Origin of the sequence: Methylobacterium oxalidis, from assembly GCF_007992195.1 — a bacterium.
Taxonomy (GTDB): Bacteria; Pseudomonadota; Alphaproteobacteria; order Rhizobiales; family Beijerinckiaceae; genus Methylobacterium; species Methylobacterium oxalidis.
In genome coordinates, this window is the sequence record NZ_BJZU01000003.1 from 184,195 (window position 1) to 203,175 (window position 18,981).

Sequence of the window (18,981 nt, forward strand, 5' to 3'; positions counted from 1 at the left end):
AGAATCGGACCAAAAACAACGTTGTGGTATCCAGCACAGTATGTGGCGTGCTTGTTGGCCGGGCCGCCGGGTCAGGTATATGCTCCGAGTATCGATGAGGTTGCCCAGCAAGTTGTCAACTTGGCGGCCTCAAGCAAGCCCTAATGCGCGGAAGTGCTCGGCCTTCGAGGCTGCCCATGGGTCGTCGGGTGCCGCCTTTTGATAGGCGCGCAGGAAAGCCGCGGCCTTACCGGTATCGCGGAGCTGCTCGAACACGGCGACGAGGCGCCGGAGGATCGCAGGTTTTCCCGGTATCCTTCGGTTTAGATCCATGAGCTGCTCGGCGGCGTCCTCGTACTTCGCATCGAGGGCGAGGATCGACGCATGCTTCAGGAGCAGATCCGGCGCGTCGGGCGTTTCGGCCAGGCATCGCGCCACAAAGACCCGGGCACGATCCACCTGGCCGACTTCCAAATAGGTCGAGAGCGCCAGGCGCCGCAGCTCGGCTCCTGTGGAAGTCGGTGAGTCCACGACATCAGGGCGTGCCTCGAGGTCGCGAATGCAATCGAAGTACCGGCCCTCCTGGTACGACGCCTGAACCATGAGAAGGAAGGCCTGGGCATCTCTCGTGGACTCAAACTCTGCGCGCGCGACGAGCTCCGCGTCGCGGTAGTCTCCTGCTTCGACCAGGCGCACGGCCTGTGTGGACCAATCCTCCCGCAATGCCTGGGGTATGGCCAGCATGCGCGTTGGAGTGAACTGAAGCTGGGCGCGCCTCACCGCGCGAAACGCGTCCAGCATAGCGTCGATGTTGGGCCATCGTTCCTCCGGCGCAAGCTTCAGGCAGCGATCAATGTAATCGTCGAGCGGCTGCGACACCGACGAGTTGACCTCGCGTGCACGCGGGAAGGGAACATGACGAGCGACCTGGCTCAACGTGTCGTGCGGTAGCCGCGCTGTTACGAGATGGTAGAGCAGTACGCCGAGGCTGTAGACGTCGCACAGGAAGCCGGAGGTTCGATTTTTCGACAACATCGTCGCTCCTACACTCTCTGGCGCGGAGTACAGGATGGTGCCCCCGTTTTCTCTCGTGCGCGCGTACATGTCCTCGGGCAGGACGCTCGAACCGAAGTCGGTAAGCTTCGCGCGGTCAGCGGAGACGAGAATGTTCTGTGGCTTGATGTCGCCGTGGGACATGCCCAGGCGATGCAGGTGAGCACATCCCTCAAGTACCTGCTCGAAGACACCGAGCAGCTTGTCGTAGCTCGCCACAAAGCCTTCCTCGCCCTTGTCGAGCAGCTGGGCTAGTGTGATGGAGGGGAAGTACTCCATCTCGATCACGTACCACTCTCGCTCTGGGGGTACGCGGCCCATCCAGTAAACGTCGACCACGCATGGGTGCGGCAACTGCTCTATGAGCGGGGAGCCTTCAGCCAACTCCTCGTTTCGCTTTCCTTGTGCCTTTGGGATCTTCACCGCAACGATGGCACCGTCAGTGAGGCGCTGGGCCCGCCACACCCAGCCGTAAGAGCCGTCGCCGAGACACTCGATCAGCTCGTAGCGTCCGCCGAGGCGACGGTCGGCGCGTGGGACGAAGAACTTGCTCGTCATCAGTGGCCTCGCCGAAGAATGTGCTCGAGCCGCAGCCGTCCATCCTGTCCGACACGAACAACGAACTGGTAGAAGAGGAGCCGCGCGACCGGGTTTCCCGGAACGCGTACGCCTCCCGCGGCACGAAAACCGCCTCGCACAATGTTACGCAGGTTGTCATGGTCGGGCAGCGTCACGATCCCGACGCTCCAGTAGGCCAAGAGCAGCGTCGCGCTCTCACAGCCCCACCTCTGCTGCGCGAGAAGCAGGGTCTCGACCTTTGGACTGAGATCCTTCTGCTTGCCCGAGTAGCGCTCGAACTCTGCCAGCAGCGACACAAGGCGCGTTTGGCGGTCGAACCACACGGAGTCAGATCGTACATCCTCTTCGACGTGAGCGAGCGCGCGTTCGCGCGGTGCCGGCACCTCAGAAACTGACGCGAATCCGAGATCGCGGCCTACAGCGGTTAGGAAGGTGCAGCCGAGGCTGTGAACGAGGTGGCCGGCATCGTGCACGCCCCATTCGGTCCACATCGGCAGATGAGAGGTCGCAGCTTCAATGGTCAGTCGACTCTCCGCGACATTGAGCTCAACCACCAAACCTCCCCCAGATGTTCAGCACCTCCGGCGACTCGCCGCCGTGGACCAATGCCTTCGTGCCGACACGGACGAGAAGCGGCGCGGGGATCGAGCGTCCGCAAATGAGCGCCTCGCCAGTCGACAGCCCAGGAAGCTGATCGAGGTCTGCTGCGCTCACCATGTCAGAGGTCTTCGCGATAAATCGCTGGTCGTCCGGATTCTTCAGGCGCATTGCGATCAGAGTGTTGCACTGCGAGGTAACGTCGGGATCAAGCTTTGACGGGCGCTGGCTCACAACCGCGAAGCCAACGCCAAATTTTCGTCCCTCGCCAGCGATTTTCTTGATGATCCGATGGCTTACTGCGGACTCGCCCGCCGGCGCGAAGTTGTGTGCCTCTTCGTAGACAAGGAAGGAGGGGCGGATGCGGTCAGTCTTGCTCGAAGCCACCCGAAGAATCTCGCTCGAGATGAGCGCCGTAATGACTTGCTTCGCCGTGTCGCTGAGGCCCTGTAGGTCGACAATCACGAGGCGGCCCTTGCGGTCCGTCGGTCTGCCGATCATCTCGTAGATGTCCGTCGCTGCCGGAAGGCCTGAGTGATAAAAGCTCTGCGCTTCCTGAAGCACGCGCGAGAGCTTCATCGACGCGACCGCCGCGCTCCGACCATTCAGGGCCGTCGCCTCGGCCGGGCTAAGTTCGTCCCACTGACGGACGTCATCGATCCCGTCGCCGAGATAATGGCGCAGCCGGTTGATATCTCGCGGCATAGTACGCTCTTGAGAGACCCAGTAGCGGATAGCCACGTCAAGCACGCGCTGCTGCGGCTCCGTGAGCCCCGGCAGGATCTCGCTGATGTCGTCCATCTCGAAGCGATCGAATTGCAGCGCCAGCTCTTGGTTGGCGCCCGCGTACTTCTGCCGGAATGACGGGTTCTGTGGGCTGTAGACCGAGATGCCCGCGCCGGCCTCGCGCAGCCGTTTGAACGCGTCGCGGATTGCAGGCAGTGCCACCCGGTCGCGCTGATCGTCGAGTTCATCGGTCCGATCGTTGAAATGGAGCTGCGCACCTGCAAGTGCGCGGCCGTATTCACCGTGCGGGTCGAAGACGACGACGGTACCATTGTTAATGGCGACGAGCCGCTCAATGATACGGCCCACGGTGTACGACTTGCCCGATCCGGTCATCGCAAGGACGGCGAGGTGCTCTGTCACCAAGCGGTTCACCTCGAGGTATACGGGCACGGCCGAGGCGCCCCGTTCGTAGCCGACGAGGTTGCCGATGTGCAGGCTGGAGTGCTCCTGAAACTCGTAGAATGCGCTGAGGAACTGGAAGTCTACAGGCTCGACCGGCGAACCGGGGTCGAGAGCACGGCGCGGCATCTTGATCTGCCCGCTGTCCGGGTCTTTGTAGCCGATCGCTTCGAGCTTGCCGAGGATCTGCTCGCCCGTGACATGCGCACCGGGCAGCAGCTCTAACTCTGTCACGGCCTGCCCGAGCCCCGAGTTGTAGAGGACGTTGCTGCGGCTGATGCTCACGATGCGCGCGAGTACGTCGGTCTGCGCCGCATCTTCCTGCTCGCGATGCCGCACGCGCACGAACTCACCGCGCCTTCCGGCGAAGGACGAGTTGAGCACCATGGAAAGGTTTGTTGGATCGCCAGTGTTACCGACGAGTCGGCCAAGGATGTGGGTCGTCATCAATCGTGCTCCTTACGTCGCGAGGTCAAAATTCGAGAGCCAGATGCTCTCGATCTCGCGCCGCTTGAGCTCACTTGCGACGCTTCGGCCGTAGTGTTCGAGGAACGGACTGAGGGCGCCCAGCTCGCGTTCGGCCAACTGGACAGGCAGCGGGGCCGAGGCGGTACCGCCAACTGCGGTGAGGGCCATCGTTAGCCCAACGACCTCGTTGATCGACTCGCTAGTCCAGTCGGGTGCGTCGCCAACAAGCTGCATCAGGCGCGGCTCCGTCGTCTGCCCAGCGCGGAAGTGAAGACCGATGATTCCGAGGTCAACGACGGGGCCGGGCTCCATACGCGGGGCATGCACATTCATGCGAAAGGCCGCCGTCCTCGTGAAGCTGCCGAGAATGCCATGCACGAAACGCCGCTCGCCGACACCCAGGATCGCCTCGCGCGCCCCCTCGAGCGCAGCGAACTGGTCTCTGTCGATCCTCTCGGTCGGCAAAATCTGGCTGCGGCCAGCCTGGAGCCGCAGGTCTTGCTGCGCCGACTGAACGATGGCGCCGAAACGCTGTGAGGCGAGACCGATAATGACGGGACCGCTCGGATTCCACGGGAAGAGCCGCGCGCGATACCGAGCCCAGAACGTCTCAATGATATCGTGCGTAGCTCTGTAGGCCGCCTGGTAACCCTTGTCGCTGGAGCGATCGGAGGGCGGGACCATGCCTCGGTCCATGACCAGCGGAGTATCGAGGAAGATCAGTCGTGAGCGTTCTTCAGCGACCGCGCGTTCAGCAAGCTCGTAAGCCTGCCGCATTGCAGACAGCGCGAGGCGCTTCGACTGGTTCTCGTAGTTAATGTCGTCGATCTCGCACGCGCTGTCTTGGCCCGCGGTCGAGACGGCATTGTGCTCGACGAGCAGATCGCATCGTGCTGCCGCAGCTGCGTATAGAAACCCGCCGATTGTCCTCGTCGTGGAGGCGTGAGTGGCGATGCCCGATGCTCTGGTGTCGATCGGGTTCGGGCGTTCGACAGCACGTACGAGACCTGCCTTGACGAAAAGTGGCGCGACGCGCTCGAGATCGCGGATCTGTTTGAGCAACCGCCCAATAGTGCCCGGCAGGTGTACCTGCGTCTGCACGGCAAGCGTCTGCGCCAGGGTTCGGTTGGTCTTCATAGGGACGCCTCGCGAAGCCCGATGACGTAGGACGCATAAGGGCTTTGCATCACAAGCCCAGTTGCCTCGCTCGTTGGCACAGCGCCTGCAACTAGGCCTCGAAGCTGCAGCTCGCTCAATAGATCCCGCCCCCGCTCAGACGAGTACTGGAAGACGGACGAGGAGCGCAGTGCAGCGATGGCCTGCTCCTCGTCAGAGAATGGCTTGCTGAGAAGGAAGACGAGCAGCCCGTAGTGGTCAGGAGATAGCGGGCTATGAGTGACAATACCGGTTGGCTTTTCTTCTCCCGCCAGCTGGACCAAGCTCTCAATCCAGCATTCCAACTTGTCCGGCACATCCAGCGCTGCCAATGACCACAACGGAAGGCAGGTCACAGCAAACAGTCCCGCGGCTGGGTGGAGGCGGTACGTACCCACACACACACTGAGGTCGCTCCAGGTGGCACCCGGCACCGAGGGCGTCTGCAGCTTGCCTTCGAGCCTGTGCGTGACCTCAGAGGCGAGCACCGTGCCGAGCCCCTCACCGCCTCGAGGCGCGCTCTCCAGTCGTTCGGCACACCACGGCACGGGGAGCTCGCACATACCAGGGGCGAACGGAGGCACGAGCAGTAGCATGTGCCCCGGCGCGCGCGTCCACTCGACGAGGCGTGATTGCTCACTTGCGTCGGCTTCTTGAAATGCATCAGCGAACGCCACGAGCACGCCGCGGCCGTCGGGGAGCACCGATGCTTCCTGAGCTGCGATAGCCTCTCGCAGGATCTTTCCTCGGCGGTGAGCGGCAAGAGTGCCATGCAGGAGCACAGGGACAGTCATAACTTCAACCTGAGCCGATATGTGCGCTGCACGAGGTTTCGCTTCACGAGAGCTTCGGCCTCCTGCGGCTCGAGTGCCGGATCATGGCCAGCGTCGAGAGCGCCCACGATGGCGCACCAGCGTTCGAAGCTAATGCCGGCGTCGCCGAGCAGCTTTCCCCCCTCAACAGCGCTCTCCTGGACGCGAGCGCGCTCGAGCTTCTGCGCCATAGCAAGCGCGCCCACGTCCTCCACCTCCTTCAGCGAGAGGGGATTCGGCGATGCAGCTCCAGTCGCCTGGGCGAGTGCTTCGAGCCCCCGATGGACCTTCTGAAGCTCTGCACTCTCGACGAGCCGCCTGCGATATTCGGCGATGGCGTTCTCAATCGTAATCACGTTCCCAAGAAGATTTGAGAGCGAGTTGCGCGGCTCGTCAAGTAGGCCGCGTGCGCGTGACATGAGGGGCTGAAAATTACCTAACTGAGCCGGACCATCGAACTCTGAGCGAAGCCGATCGACCTCCTCTCCTTTGACATCATTCAGCGTGCTTTTGATGAATGCTAGGCGCCCCCGGAGCTTGTCGAGCGTCAGTGCGCTCTTTGGATAACGGAAATCAGTCGGTTCTCCCTTCAGCACAGTATCAAGTTTGGAGATGCGCTCATTGGCGCTGAGGAAATCAGCCTGCAGCTTCTCGTAAACCGACTTGAGCTCGCGGAACGTGCCGGTAATCTGGCCGTCACATTGCACGAGTGGCAGCTCGACCCAGGTCGCTAGATCGATCCCTACCTCGTGTGCGAGTTTCTCGAGCTGCGCCGTCGCGTCGGCGACCTTCAGGTCACGCAGATTCTGCCGGAGCGTGCCTGGCTGGTTGGCCTGCACCAACTCGGTCGCGCCCGGCATCGCGGCTGTCGCGAGCGCTCCGTCCAGAATGTGACCGATCTTCTCGAGAGAAAGAGTGAACAGCGCGATGGGGAAGCCCTGCAGGGATTTTACGTCGAGGCGCATCTCGTCCGCCATCGACATTGTTCTCGAACGAATGCGAGTCTCCGTGCGCCGCACGAAATCGACGAACAGCGACGCGCGACGGATACGCTGCCAGAGCGGAACAGCGTCGGACTCGAAGTCAAGCGTCTTGACATTAGCGTCCTGCTGAATCGCCAGGAATTCATCGCGCCGGTAGACCCAATCGACAGTGCCGAGGATGCGCAGACGCCTCTGAGCAGCGATGCGATAGTTATCGACTGTCGCCGTCTTCGTCTCTGTCCTGTCGAGTGCGTCGAGGTCGGAGGTGCTCTCAGTGAGCTTCTTGCGGGCTGTAAGTGTTTTTGTTCCAGGCGCTACAGTAGTTCCTTCAGGCGCGAAAAGATCTTTCACTCGCCCACTTCCGAACATCTCTCCCATCTCTGAGACAAGCTGTGCGTAGTCATTCTTGAGCCAGTTATGGGCCTCCTGGATCGCGCCCCGCAGCTCGGCGCGCGTGATCGGGGTGTAGACGTCGTTGGTATTCGCCCCGGGCTGCGGCTTCGCGAAGCCCAGTTCGCACAAGATGGACATCCACTCGAAGTAAGTGTCCTTGGGCTTCACGCCTTCCCACGTGTAGCCCCAAAACCACTCTTTCTCGGCAAGTGCGAAATTCCAATCGTAGTCCAGCACACGGTCAATTGTACTGACAAGGAATGGTGGGAACTGCGCCTCAGCAGAGTCATCGACGCGTGAGAAGAGACCCGCGCGCTCGCTATCGGTGTAGCCCGCCGCGCGGGCCTTCAGGGTAACGCCAAGCTTGGCAAGCAATGTCTTCAGCGCATCAATGTCGACGCGTGACTTCTCATCAAGGTGCGCAAGCGTGGCCGGCGCAGGCTTCTCAATGGCGAGGATGCGCCACGCCTGGATGAGCAGGTCCTGCTCTGTCTCCTTCAGCTTGCCCGAAGATCGGAGCGGCCACGCAATCCGACCAAGCTCGTTGAGTTCCCGGCGAAAGCGTCCGACCTCCTCGTTGAACGGACGAAGGAGGCTCTGCAGACGGTTGTTAAAGGCTGTGGTGAAGCCGTGGCCGTCGAGGCGGAAGTCGACGCAAGCCTTTGTGGGCAAACCGATCTGGTGAAGGATGTGCTCCTCGGTCGAGGTGAGTTGATAGAGCAAGAGGTAGCTCTTGGCGCCCTTGAGCGTAGCACTCGACGGATTGCTCATTCGGTCGACGAGTGCGCGCGACGACGTGAATGCGACGACAGGTGTGCGACCCTGCTCGCTGAACTGAACGCTCGCTGCCTCGCAGAGGCGCTCCAGCTCCTCGTCGTTCTTCACCCAAGCGAAGAGCACGCGCCCCCTCGGATGCAGTTTGAGCCCGTCATACGTCACGAGCCCACCCAACTGCTTGCCCTTCGTGACCGGCAACGTGGCGATGACCCGTAGCGAGTCGTCGCGGATTCCAGCGTGTGCAGCGTCGTAGGCCCAGTGCTGGTCAATGACGCGCATCGCACCCACGAGCACCTGTTGGGCATGCTCACGCTCGGACTGCGTGCGCATCATAGACAGCGCCTTCTCGTGCGCGGTGTTTTGGTCGGGGTCGCGGAAGATGAGCGATGATTGCCCTTGTTTACGGTGGCGCAGGTCGAGGCGCTCAATCATCTCGACGCTGGGGCCTACGTGCGTCGAGGTATCCGGCGCGAGGTCGTCGCCAAGGAAGTGGCGCCACAGCGCACGGGCGGCGTCTTCAGCAGCGGCGTGCGGATACAGGAGCGATACAAGGTGAACGAAATCGGATTGGCGTAGCGGGACCACCAGTGTGTGCTTCCCGTCGTTGCGACGGCGCCCCTTCGTCTCGTGGATAGCGTAGGTGCCGAGGTTGGACAGCAGTTGTCGCAGATCGAGGGGCTGATCGACGCCGCCCAGACGCCACATACTGCGGTCGCGCGTGAACTTGGAAACACGCAGCGCCTCAGCGGCGTCGAGTTCGTCCCATTCGACGCGACGGAACAGAGTGGCGATGGGCTCGTCGTACTCGTTCTTCGCGGTGAGCAGCGCGATGCGCGTTTCGGGCGCGTAGCTGTCGAAGGATACCGGCAGCTGTCCATACAGAAGGTTGCGCGCGTGTGCGAGCTGCGCCTTGTCGACCTTCAGCATGTCGAGCGCATGGTGATCGAGCACGTGCCGCTGCACACGGTCCGACACACGCACCAGTTCGTCGAAGATCGCTCCAACTGTCGGCGCGTCCGTTTCGCCGCGCGCGCGCTTATCGCGCAGACGCTCGTCGATGCTGGCCATGACGACGTTGAACCAGCCAAAGTTGCCAGCGCTCATGGCGTAGGCCGCCTCGACCAGGCCTTGCGGGTACGACTCGGCTAGTCGCTCGTCGCTCTCCAGCGTTTGCACGAAGTCGCTCACGTCGGAGAACGCGTTCGACGATAGCTCAGTGAGCTCGAAGCGGCGCGCGGTTGACTGGATTTCCCGCAACTCGTCGCCGATGGCCGGCGAGCAGAGGGCCACATAGCGAAGCCACGGGAGCTTGCGGCGCGGATCCTCCTCCTTGATGGCCTTGCCCATCAGTTTGATAGCGCGACCGTCGAGGTGCTTGATATCGGTCGAGTCGAGCCCAAACGTCGCTGCTTCGGCGGCCGTCTCGAGCTCGTCAAGCACCACCAGTACGTACTTGACGCCGAGCGACTGCAGGTAGGAATAGGCGGCTTGGCAGAGCCGAGCCGCTAGCTCGGGATCCTCGTAGAGTGTTGCGTCGGAGTAGTTCTTCGTGGCCTCAAGCGCGTCGGCGAGTTTCTTCGCATCGAAGCCCGCGACGGTCAGCCTATCGCTTGCCTCCTTGGCGATCTGCCCCTGGATCGAGCCGTCGAACGAACTGCGAGCCAGTGGCAAGAGCGCTTTGTAAAGACCGTAGGCAAACCAGTTGTCCACGTTATTATAATCGTTCGCGACTTGGCTGTAGCGGATGTAGAGCCCGAGGTACTGGTCGCGATCCTTGTCGTCGTGGAAGAGGTGAGCCTTCTGAAGGGCGCCATCGTCGCCGCGTACCCACCAGCCGCGAGAGGTGTCGTTGATCTGCGCCACCAGCTCGTAGCCGAGACGAGATTTTCCGACGCCCCACTGCGCGATGACCGCGAAGACGTGGGCAAACTTCTCAGCCTCGTCGTCGACGAGATGGATGAAGTGCCGAAACGCCTCGAAGAACCGTCCCTGGCCTACGATGGGGTGCGTGAGCGGGTAGCTCGAGACGCCAGTCGCGGCCCACTGGTGCTTCGCCTTGTCGATCATCAAGTCAGCTCCGGTGTCGTCTCAAGCGCGTCCCATGCTTTCTGGAAGGCGTCGCTGAATTCGGGATGGACGATCCAGCGCACGAGCTTGCGTGTCGGATCTGCATGTAGGCCACGACCATGCCTAGCCTGACCGGGCTCGGCAGCGAGCACCTCCAGCGCCCCGTGCTGCATGGCCTGGTCGATGAGCGTGTCCATCCACCGTGGGAAGTCCACGTCGCGCGGGTTCGCGCCGAAGGTGGCAAGTAGATCGCGAAGCACCGGCTCGACGGCGACGAAGCCGCGCACATCGGCGCGTCCGCTGCTCAGCTGGGTAAGCGCCTGCGCTGGCGTCAATGTGCCGGTAAGGTCCGCTTGCACTTCGCTCGGCAGGCGAAGTTCGCCGGTGCGCGTGAGCCACCCCACCGATTCGAGCAGAAGCAGCGGCGCGGTAAGCGGCGTGAGCGAGAGGTCGTCCTTACCCTTCTTGCTAAGGAGCACTTCGGGGGTGTAGCCAAGGGACTCGCATTGCAAGCGCGCGAGCCAGCGCGCCGCCACTCGCGACTCAAGCCCTTCGAACCAGCGTTCGGGTTCTGTCTGCGCATGAAGCAGCAGCGAGACGCCCGCCTTGAGGCCCGCACGGTGGCTGCGCACCTTGGCCCAGCCCGCAAGAGCCCAGTCGCAGCTCTGCAAGCGAAGAAGTAGCAGCCGCAGCCACGGGCTCTCGCGCACGAGGTGCGCCGCCAAGAGCTCGAGCCCGAGCAACGGGTCTTCCTTCCAATGGCGCAAGAGGACCTGTGCCTCGTCGTTCAGAGCCCACTGGCCTGCGCTATCGCACGAAATCAGACCTACTCCGGGCAGCCGAACAACGCCGCCGCGGTGGAAGGCTCCGAAAAGTCCGGCCGCTCCGCGCCATGCGGTTATGCCAACAAGGCAGCGCTCCGCGACAGTGCGCGGTGTTCCGGACTGCGGCCCCTGGTCCACGGCAGCTGCTACGGCGTCGAGCGCGCGAAACCACGATTCGGGATCGCTGCTTTCAGTCCAGAAGGCAGGGCGTTCCAGGTGAAGCGTGCGCGTCATGCGCCCACTCCTTCACCGACAACCGTGCCAGCGCGTACGATGCGCTCGCGGGCCCAACCCTCGGCGGTGCGCCGGATCGCTGCCGTTACCGGCGAGCCGAGCCGGTAGAAGGCACGGCTGCCAAGGGCGCGATAGCACGCGTCTGAAAACGCCGGGTGAACGGTGTATGCCGGTCGCCGCGCGCCGGAGCCATGCTCGAAGCGCCAGACATCGTGCTGTTGCACAGCGTCTATGACGAGCGCCAGCCGATCATCCAGGGCGCTTGCCGTCACGCGATGGCCGAGCACTGTCACGCCGAGCTGGGCTAGAATGCGCTGGGTCAGCTCGCCGAGCGAGCCACAGCGAACCTCCTCCCCGCTCGGCAAGCTCACGACCACCTCCACGCATGGTGGGCTCTGGAACAGCGAGGCGTGCGCAGGTTCGAGCTCGAAGGCGATGCCACCCGACACCCGCTCGGCCTCCCATGCCTCCTTGGTGAAAGTCATCTGCGCGAGCAGGAAGGCCCACGGGTGATGAAGCGCCCAACGCATCGCGTCGACGTCGTCGATGTGCCCGTCCAGCGCGCCACTCAAGACTGCTGTCGGCGTCGATGCGTCGGTCGACGTGGGCAGGCGCAACAGGCGGCCTTCGCGCCATGCCGTTGATGGATCGTCAAACGCAATGTCGGGCAGCATCGCCGCGGTTGTGTCCGGCTGCAGCGCGGTCGTCGCGGCCAGTGCGCGGAGCAGAACTGGGAAAGCTGCAGCCTCGTGCGCCGGAGCAGGTAGGATGGCGCGCTCCAACTCGCCGAACGCTGTTGGAATAAGCGATGGCGTCTTCACGCGAACCAACTCGACAGCCAGTGCGCCTGCGTTCGTCACCGCTTCGGTCAGTGCCGCGACGTCGCGCCGCTCGCCCATCTCGGCGAGGCGCGCCCGCACGATGCGCAGCCACGCTTCACGCACCTCGGGCACGAGCGAAAACACGGCGGTCAATGCCTCTGCGGGGCGCGGCAGCCGGTCGACGAGCGCAACGATCGCTGGGCTCGCGACCGCGAGCTCCCCGTGCTCGCACCACAAACCCGTCGCGCGCACAACCTCCAGAGCACGCAGCGGCGACGACGGCGCTTCGCCCTGTGCGAGCAGGGTTTGCACGTCGTCGACCAAACGCGCGAGCGTGCGCCCCTGGAAGGCCGGGAGGGTCATGCGTCATTGTCCTCCGACTCGTCGAGCAGTGGGTAGAGGATGTCGATGTCGGAGATGATCAGCTTGCCGTCGGGTGCATCACTTCGGCGGAGCGCCATTAGGATCTCGCGGTCAGCACTTCGATCTCCGCCGTCGAGTGCCTTCTGGGCGACGACTACGTCGGCTTCGGTAATTCGGCCGTCGATGAGGCGCTCGACTAGCGCCGTCGCGGTCGCAGTCAGCGCCGAACTCGCGAAGTAACAGGTCTGCGCTGTTTGAAGCTTCGCCCCGAGCGCTTCGTGATCGTCCCGCCACGGTACGAGGAGATCGAGCACGTCTTCGCGATTGACACGGGGATGAGTCGAGCCATTCGCCACGGGGTTGAGCTGGCGAACGCTCGATTCGAGCTTCAGCACCCCATAGAGGAACCAGCCATTGACACCTGCTTTCGGTCGAACGAGGAGCAACTCGGTCGAGCCGATGCCGCCGGCGAGTGAGGGTGGGATGTACGTGACTTTGTTGAGGTAAGGGCGCAAGCGCGATAGCGCCGGACCTTCACGAAGAAGGCGCGCCGTTCCCACGACTGCCTCAGCTTCGGCGGTTGAGGGCTTGAGCCTACAGGTTGCCGAGTCGATTGCATCAAGCCCGAGATACGCAGTGGTACGGATGTAGCTGTCTGTCGTGGGGCTCTCGACCCCAGCAAACGTGTCGAGCGACCGGCCGCCCGCGCCCCGAATAGCGGCCCGGACTGCACGACGGTCCGGCGTGTACGCCCCGGGGTTTAGGTTGCGTCCAAGCTCGCTGGTCTCCACGCGGCTAGTTTTGCCCGCTGTCGCCGACGTCGAAGGCAGCGCAACGGCAACGGCGTTGCAGAACTCGGCCTCGAGACGGCGAGCGCGCTCGCGTAGCCGCTCAGCTTGCCGGACCTTGTCGCCGATGTAGCGCTGCGCGGCGGGGTGCGGCAGCAAAATCGGGACACTTTCAACGTGCTCCTGCACGAGCTTCAGCTGTCCGGTGCTACCATTCACTCCCCGTTCGAGAACACGCTCGCCGAGTGACGTTCCGAAGAACATAGTTATGAACGCAGGATCGTGAGGCGCTACGACGCGAAATCTAAAAAGCTCTTCGTTTGTGAAGACACCAATTGCGCCAAGATAGATCGAAACCCTTCCGATGCTGCCCGCGCCCGAGCGGTTCATCAGCACTGTCTCATTGCTGATGCAACTATCTCTGTTGTTGGATGCGAACTTGGAGCTGACCCGGTCGACGCGGGAGGTGTCAACCAATCCCCCGACGATATTTCTCGTCTTAATGCAAGCCTCGCCATCATCGCCGTACTCGGGCGTTCGTCCCTGAGTCAGCCGACCATCAAGAGCACTGGAGAGAGGCTTCGCCCCCTTCATTACAAGCGTGCGGACTGCGGCAACGAGGTCGGGACGGTAAGCCTGTGCCAGAAGCCGTTCGTCTAGATCGCTTGAAGCGATGCGGTTAACGTGGAAAGTCTCTCGTCGTTCGTCGACCGACATTTACTCCCCCCGCACGTACGCGCCGACAATAGCAGCCAAATCGTTCTGGACGCCTGCACTGTAGTCCTCGACGTTGTTCTTTACGATATAGCCGAGTGTCTCGGCGACGGCCATGAACACGTCACTCTGCGGCTCGTCCTGGAACTTCTCAGAGTCATCCTTGCGCGCGTGGCGCTTCTGCACGTAGAGCACGCTGGTCTTGGCACCCGTGCCCGAGAGCTTGAAGGCGTCGGCAGGCAGGCTGATGACACCCTTCACGACGGCTTTGCCGCCGTGGAACTCGCCCGAGGCCTCGTCCTTCGTGCCCATGATGTACTCGCGCACGTAGCGGTCGCCGGAGTTGCAGAGCACGCCGTCGGGCAAGACTATAAGCAGGCGCCCACCCGGCTTGAGCAGCTGCAGGCAGCGGTCGATGAAGAGCACCGCCGGATCGGTGTTGGTCGATGCCTCCTTCCAGACTCTCTTGCTGTTCGGCGAACCGCCCATTGCGAGACCGGTCACGGTTGGCGAGTAGTCAAAGCCTCCGGCGCGCCCGTCGCGCGGAGTAAGGTCCGAGCGGAAGGTCGCGAGGATCCTCGCCATCGCCTCCTCGTGCGCCCTCTTCGCCTCATCCTGCCCCTTGTTGAACTTCGGCGTACCGAACGGCGGGTTGGTGCAAATGAGGTCGAAGGTGCCGGGCTCAAGCTGGGGGCTGGTCAGCGAGTTTTGCGTATAGAATATGCGGGCCCTGGGCGCGCCGAGCAGCGCCATATTCACGCGCGCGAGCATCACCATCTGTGGCGACGAATCAGCGCCTACGAAGCTGTACTCGCACATCTCGGCGAAGAGCTTCTTGCGCGCCTCGTCAGTCGCCGTGGCCTTGCCTCCAATCTCGTCGAGCGTGCGCCGCAGGTGGCTGAGCGCCACCGAAAGGAAGCCGCCGCTACCACACGCCGGGTCACAGAATCGGAACCCGGGGCGCCCCTTGCCGTCCCGTGCTACAAGGCTCGCGGCATCCTCGGTGCCCTCCTTGATGTCGTGAAAGGCAAGCGCCAGCATCGCCTGTTTCACGGGCGCGGGGGTAAGGTAGATGCCGAGTCCGCCCTTGGACTCGAAGTTGGCGCGCAGGAACACGTCGAACGCGCGGCCGAGCACGTCGGCCGCGATGTCGGCTAACGTGCCCTGCTTCTTCACGACATTGCCCTGATTGTCGGTGACCTGGCCAAGGTCCTGGATGAGTGAGAGCACTGCATCGTAATTGCCCGGCTGTGCGAGCCGAAGGTGAGCGTTCTTGTCGAAGATGGGGTGCTTCTCGCCTGCGTCGTCCGTGACGACGTAGTCAGGGTGCGCCTTGAAGTGCTCGAACGCCGATTGGATCTCAGCAACCGCCTTCGCGCCATTTGCCTTGACGTGCGCGGACGTGAAGACCTCCTTCAGGTCAATCTTCTTGCCTTCGTGGTCGAAAGTGAGAGCGCCCTCGTGGTGCAGACGGAACGACTCGAGGAAAAGTAGCTTCGCTACCTCCTCGATGATGTCATTCTTGCCGTTCACCCGGTCTTTGTGCGTCTGGTAAATGCGCTCGTGCAGGGCGTTAAAGCCCTTCATCAAGCGGTCATACATGCGCAACGACCATCGGTAGGTGGGGTCGGCTTTGATGCGCTTGTAGTCAACGATCTCGCTGAGGCTCGGGAGCTTATCGATCTGATGCGGCGGGTACGCCAGGTCGAAGAACGACTCGAGTTTTCCCTCGGCATCACGAACGATAGCGAATTGGGGATACTGGTCGGCTACGGTCTCGGGCGACGGCAGCGAGTATGAGAGCACCTGAACCTCGTCGGCATTGGCCCGGCCCCACGCGCCAGCTGGCAGCACAAGCGCTAGGATGCGCGGGGTCTCGACGCCTTCGTGGCGCCCCCAGACGACAGCGGCAGACATGCCGGGCTCCGTAGCCTTAAGTTCGAGCGATTGGTCGAAGCCCGCGCTCGCGAGTGAGTGGACCATCGACTTGAGGAGGTTGCCTGCCTCCGAAACGACGGTTGTCCCGGTTGCTGCATTCTCAGTTGAGGCCTTCTTCGGGCGTGCCATGCGTTTTCACCTGACTCTTACCGGGTAGGTCGAATGAGTTTGGGGCCGAAGACTTCGAGCCCAGTGGTGTGCCTCGCGACAGCGAGCACCTGCTCGTCAGACGTCACGAAGTGTTGGGGTAGCCGCGCGCGCACCTGGCCGGCAGGCACCGGCTTCCCGGCGAACGAGCGCACAGCTTCTACGATGGCGGTTTGAAGGGCGTCATCCGCGCTGGCGGCGACGGCCTGAAAGACTCCCGAGTCATCGCGCGTCACGCTAGAGGCACAGAGCAGAAAGAGCTCGAGCTGATCACGCGTCCAAGAGCCTCCCAGAAGTCGGACATGCTCGTGCACCTCGTCGAGAACGAGGGCCTTCCGCTTAAGCAACGAGAGTAGCTCTTCTGCGTGGCGCAGCATCATTGGACGACCTCGTTCGCACGCGAGCGGGCCGTGGCGAAGGGCTGGTGGACCACGTCTATCGCGGCTGAAAGCTCTCTCATGAGCACCGACCACTCTCGGTCTAGTGAGCGTCGCTGGGAGTGATGCCGTTCAACCGCGCGTTGCCAGCGCTCGCGAACCTCGCGCGTCGGCACTGGGACACGCAGCGAGCGGAGCGCGTCGGGCGGGACGAACTGCTGCACCGAGCCCACCGTGAGGCGTGCAGCCTGCGAGCGGAGCGCGTCAGTAGAGAGCAGTAGAGCCCACGCCGCCGGCGTCTCGCGGAAGCGCAGGCGCACCCAACCGTCGACGGGGAAGGTGTTCTTGGGAGCGTCATCGTCGACATACGCGGCGCGGAAGCTGCTGCCGAGCGTCGAGAGCAACACTTCGCCGGGCACGAGCGGCTTCCCCAGCGTGCGGCTCAGGAGGGGCTCGTCACCCGCGTCGCCGGACGCAACGAAGAGGTCATCGCCGACGTCACGGAGCCGCAGGACCTGCGCGCCATCGGGAGCACAAGGCAATCGCGTGCGATCGCTCGACGACGATAGCTCCCCGATGGCCATCCAGCCGAGCTGCTCATCGAGTGCCGCCTGCTCTGAGCGCAAAGCGGTGGCAAAAGGCAGCCAGCTGTCGATCGTCACCAAATCAGGCGTGAAGAACACACCCATTCCGAGATCATGCGCTTGCGTTGGGGCGGCGCTCGTCGCCTCGTTGGCCTCAGCACGGGTGCGATGGAGCGCTTCACTGACCAACATCTGCGCGTCCAACGCATCGCTCAAACGAGCCGAGAGCCCATCCATCTGCGGCGGCACTGGAGGCACGCGCAGCGACGCGAGTGCTCTGAGTCCTACTCGCTGGAGCACACCGGCCTCGATGAGCAGGAGCTGCTCGTAGCCGGGCTGGTTTAGACAGAGCGCCACCCAAGCCGCCTGGGTGCGCGAGAGCCCGCGGACGATGAGTGAATTGCCATCGACGGGGTGGCGCTTCGCGTTCGGCGACACGAATGCGGCGCGAATCGGAGCGACCTTGTTCAGGACGATGTCGTCCGGCTGGATGCACCACCGACCGGTGATCTGCGGCGCCTCCCAGTGCTGCGCCCCGAGATGCAAGCGGAGCCGACCGATGTTGGTCTGGCGGTAGACCGGCGTTGTAACGGCTCGGGGGTCGTATGCGAGAGCACCTGGGGTCTCGCTCGCACGCCATCCTTCCAGGACGCAGCCGCCTAGATCGCTGATCACTTGACCGGTCAGGCTGGCTCGCAGAGCGACCGCGGCAGCACCCGTGAAATACGCCGGCGACCAGCTCGAAGCTGCCTCCAGAAGGTCAGGTGCAACAAATTTGGTCGGTACGTGCGACATCACATCGCCAGTGATGTGCTGCCTCGCTTACGGCGTCAAGCCGATTGTGAGCTCACACGTACTTAAACTCACCGCGATCTTTCGTGGCGTTCTGCGGCTGCGTCCAGGGCACGGTGCCGGGGCCAGGATGATCATGAAAACGCCCCTCCCCGGTTGTTGCCCGGCGTGATCCCGTTCAGGCCGGTATCCGGCGTCGTGGTGCTTGAACCCGTCCGCGGCGTCGTGGTCGGCATGCCGGGAAGTGGGGTCGACGGCGTTGCGGTATCGGCATTGGCGATGCTTCCATAGTCGTTACCCGTGCCGTTCGAGTGGATGTGCATGCTCGTGTTGAGGCCGTTGGCCGTTGTGAAGCTGTGCCTGACCATGTCGGCGATGTATGAGCCGTTGATCCCGTCGCGGGCGCCCTGGATATATACGCGGCTCTGATCCCGGATGAAGGGATCGCCGCGCGACAGCACGATCCCGCCATCGACGTAACCACGCAGAAGGTCAGACATCTTCGACGTGGCCGCGGCTTGCGCCTCAACCTGCGAGTTGAACACGGGGCCTAGGGTGTAGATCGGGCTATTTTCGTCACTAGAGAATGGCGAGGCCGACTCTACATACTTCTTGATATTTTCCGTCTTGTCGAAGAATGCAGCTTTCACCTTGGAATGACTGCCGCGGCTCGTCTCGCGTAGCTCGAGGCTCGCGATATCCGAGGGGTTCAACACCACGAGCGGCGTTTCCTGGCCCGACGCGGTATCGCCCGTGTCCCGCGGCGTGAAGCTCAGCTTGCCCTCTCCGAACTTCGCCACCGCCCCGAAAGTGCGTTCCAACTCCTGCAAAAGGTGCAGCGGTGACACGAACGAGTTGCGGAAGGGGATCTTGACGCTGTCCAGCTCAGGCGAGACGGCGGCTTCTACTCCGGCGCTCTTGGCGATGTCCCTGACGATCTCGCCGAGTGTCTTGCTGTCATACGCCTTCACGGCCGGAGCCTTGGCCGCGTTCATGAAGCTCACGGACGTCCCGTGGATGGAGATGGTCTTTGGCGCCCATGCATAGCTAATCGAGTTGATCTCGAATGTGCCAATATAGGAAAAGCCAGTTTCCTTATACCCGAGATAGATGCTCAAAGTCTCGCCGTTGGTAGGCTTGGAAATTTTCCAGTCTCGATCATCGAGGGTGATTGTGAGAGTGTCTCCTTCACCGTATCCCGCTGCGAGACGAACTTCGAGGGATATGCAGCGGTCGTTGAAATTGCCCGTGATGTCCTCGCCGTTGCGGTCGATACGATAGACAGGCGTGTATGTATTTACCATGTGACCCTTCGATCAATAGAAAAAGGGCCGCCCCGGTGTGGAGC

At 62.7% G+C, this 18,981-nt stretch carries 12 protein-coding genes; all 12 read right to left on the reverse strand.

Annotated elements, in window-relative coordinates:
• Positions 1 to 129: 129 nt before the first annotated feature.
• The 12 genes from MOX02_RS01490 to MOX02_RS01545 all read right to left on the reverse strand — a co-directional run bounded on the left by MOX02_RS01490 (position 130) and on the right by MOX02_RS01545 (position 18,937).
• Positions 130 to 1,590: a serine/threonine-protein kinase gene (locus MOX02_RS01490; RefSeq protein WP_147023937.1), complete on the reverse strand. Its 1,461-nt coding sequence runs from the start codon at positions 1,588 to 1,590 to the stop codon at positions 130 to 132.
• On the reverse strand, positions 1,590 to 2,165 hold the full coding sequence (locus MOX02_RS01495) for a hypothetical protein (protein ID WP_210250363.1): 576 nt from the start codon (positions 2,163 to 2,165) through the stop codon (positions 1,590 to 1,592). Before MOX02_RS01495 ends, MOX02_RS01490 begins: the two co-directional genes overlap by 1 nt.
• A complete protein-coding gene (locus tag MOX02_RS01500) occupies positions 2,158 to 3,843 on the reverse strand; it encodes an ATP-binding protein (protein WP_147023939.1) in 1,686 nt (561 codons plus the stop codon). The genes MOX02_RS01495 and MOX02_RS01500 overlap by 8 nt, the downstream gene beginning before the upstream one ends.
• Positions 3,844 to 3,855: 12 nt before the next feature.
• On the reverse strand, positions 3,856 to 5,001 hold the full coding sequence (locus MOX02_RS01505; protein ID WP_147023940.1) for a hypothetical protein: 1,146 nt from the start codon (positions 4,999 to 5,001) through the stop codon (positions 3,856 to 3,858).
• Complete coding sequence (locus tag MOX02_RS01510; protein ID WP_147023942.1) at positions 4,998 to 5,723, reverse strand: hypothetical protein; 726 nt, start codon at positions 5,721 to 5,723, stop codon at positions 4,998 to 5,000. Before MOX02_RS01510 ends, MOX02_RS01505 begins: the two co-directional genes overlap by 4 nt.
• Before the next feature lie 86 nt (positions 5,724 to 5,809).
• Positions 5,810 to 10,051, reverse strand: coding sequence for a hypothetical protein (locus MOX02_RS01515; RefSeq protein WP_147023944.1), 4,242 nt, complete (start codon positions 10,049 to 10,051; stop codon positions 5,810 to 5,812).
• A complete protein-coding gene (locus MOX02_RS01520; RefSeq protein ID WP_147023945.1) occupies positions 10,051 to 11,109 on the reverse strand; it encodes a hypothetical protein in 1,059 nt (352 codons plus the stop codon). Before MOX02_RS01520 ends, MOX02_RS01515 begins: the two co-directional genes overlap by 1 nt.
• Positions 11,106 to 12,293 carry a hypothetical protein gene (locus MOX02_RS01525; protein WP_147023946.1) on the reverse strand — a complete coding sequence of 396 codons (1,188 nt, stop codon included), beginning with the start codon at positions 12,291 to 12,293 and terminating at the stop codon, positions 11,106 to 11,108. The genes MOX02_RS01520 and MOX02_RS01525 overlap by 4 nt, the downstream gene beginning before the upstream one ends.
• Positions 12,290 to 13,798 carry a restriction endonuclease subunit S gene (locus MOX02_RS01530; RefSeq protein ID WP_147023947.1) on the reverse strand — a complete coding sequence of 503 codons (1,509 nt, stop codon included), beginning with the start codon at positions 13,796 to 13,798 and terminating at the stop codon, positions 12,290 to 12,292. The genes MOX02_RS01525 and MOX02_RS01530 overlap by 4 nt, the downstream gene beginning before the upstream one ends.
• Positions 13,799 to 15,862, reverse strand: a complete 2,064-nt coding sequence (locus tag MOX02_RS01535; protein ID WP_147023948.1) for an N-6 DNA methylase — start codon at positions 15,860 to 15,862, stop codon at positions 13,799 to 13,801.
• A gap of 394 nt (positions 15,863 to 16,256) precedes the next feature.
• A complete protein-coding gene (locus MOX02_RS01540; protein WP_147023949.1) occupies positions 16,257 to 17,636 on the reverse strand; it encodes a restriction endonuclease subunit S in 1,380 nt (459 codons plus the stop codon).
• 131 nt (positions 17,637 to 17,767) lie between these two features.
• Positions 17,768 to 18,937 (reverse strand): hypothetical protein, encoded by a 1,170-nt coding sequence (locus tag MOX02_RS01545; protein ID WP_147023950.1) that lies wholly within the window; start codon positions 18,935 to 18,937, stop codon positions 17,768 to 17,770.
• Positions 18,938 to 18,981: the final 44 nt, after the last annotated feature.

Coding starts and splice junctions, on each gene's coding strand:
- MOX02_RS01490 (WP_147023937.1), bottom strand. CDS start 1,590: ATGACGAGCAAGTTCTTCGTCCCACGCGCCGACCGTCGCCTCGGCGGA.
- MOX02_RS01500 (WP_147023939.1), bottom strand. CDS start 3,843: ATGACGACCCACATCCTTGGCCGACTCGTCGGTAACACTGGCGATCCA.
- MOX02_RS01505 (WP_147023940.1), bottom strand. CDS start 5,001: ATGAAGACCAACCGAACCCTGGCGCAGACGCTTGCCGTGCAGACGCAG.
- MOX02_RS01515 (WP_147023944.1), bottom strand. CDS start 10,051: ATGATCGACAAGGCGAAGCACCAGTGGGCCGCGACTGGCGTCTCGAGC.
- MOX02_RS01520 (WP_147023945.1), bottom strand. CDS start 11,109: ATGACGCGCACGCTTCACCTGGAACGCCCTGCCTTCTGGACTGAAAGC.
- MOX02_RS01525 (WP_147023946.1), bottom strand. CDS start 12,293: ATGACCCTCCCGGCCTTCCAGGGGCGCACGCTCGCGCGTTTGGTCGAC.
- MOX02_RS01530 (WP_147023947.1), bottom strand. CDS start 13,798: ATGTCGGTCGACGAACGACGAGAGACTTTCCACGTTAACCGCATCGCT.
- MOX02_RS01535 (WP_147023948.1), bottom strand. CDS start 15,862: ATGGCACGCCCGAAGAAGGCCTCAACTGAGAATGCAGCAACCGGGACA.
- MOX02_RS01540 (WP_147023949.1), bottom strand. CDS start 17,636: ATGTCGCACGTACCGACCAAATTTGTTGCACCTGACCTTCTGGAGGCA.
- MOX02_RS01545 (WP_147023950.1), bottom strand. CDS start 18,937: ATGGTAAATACATACACGCCTGTCTATCGTATCGACCGCAACGGCGAG.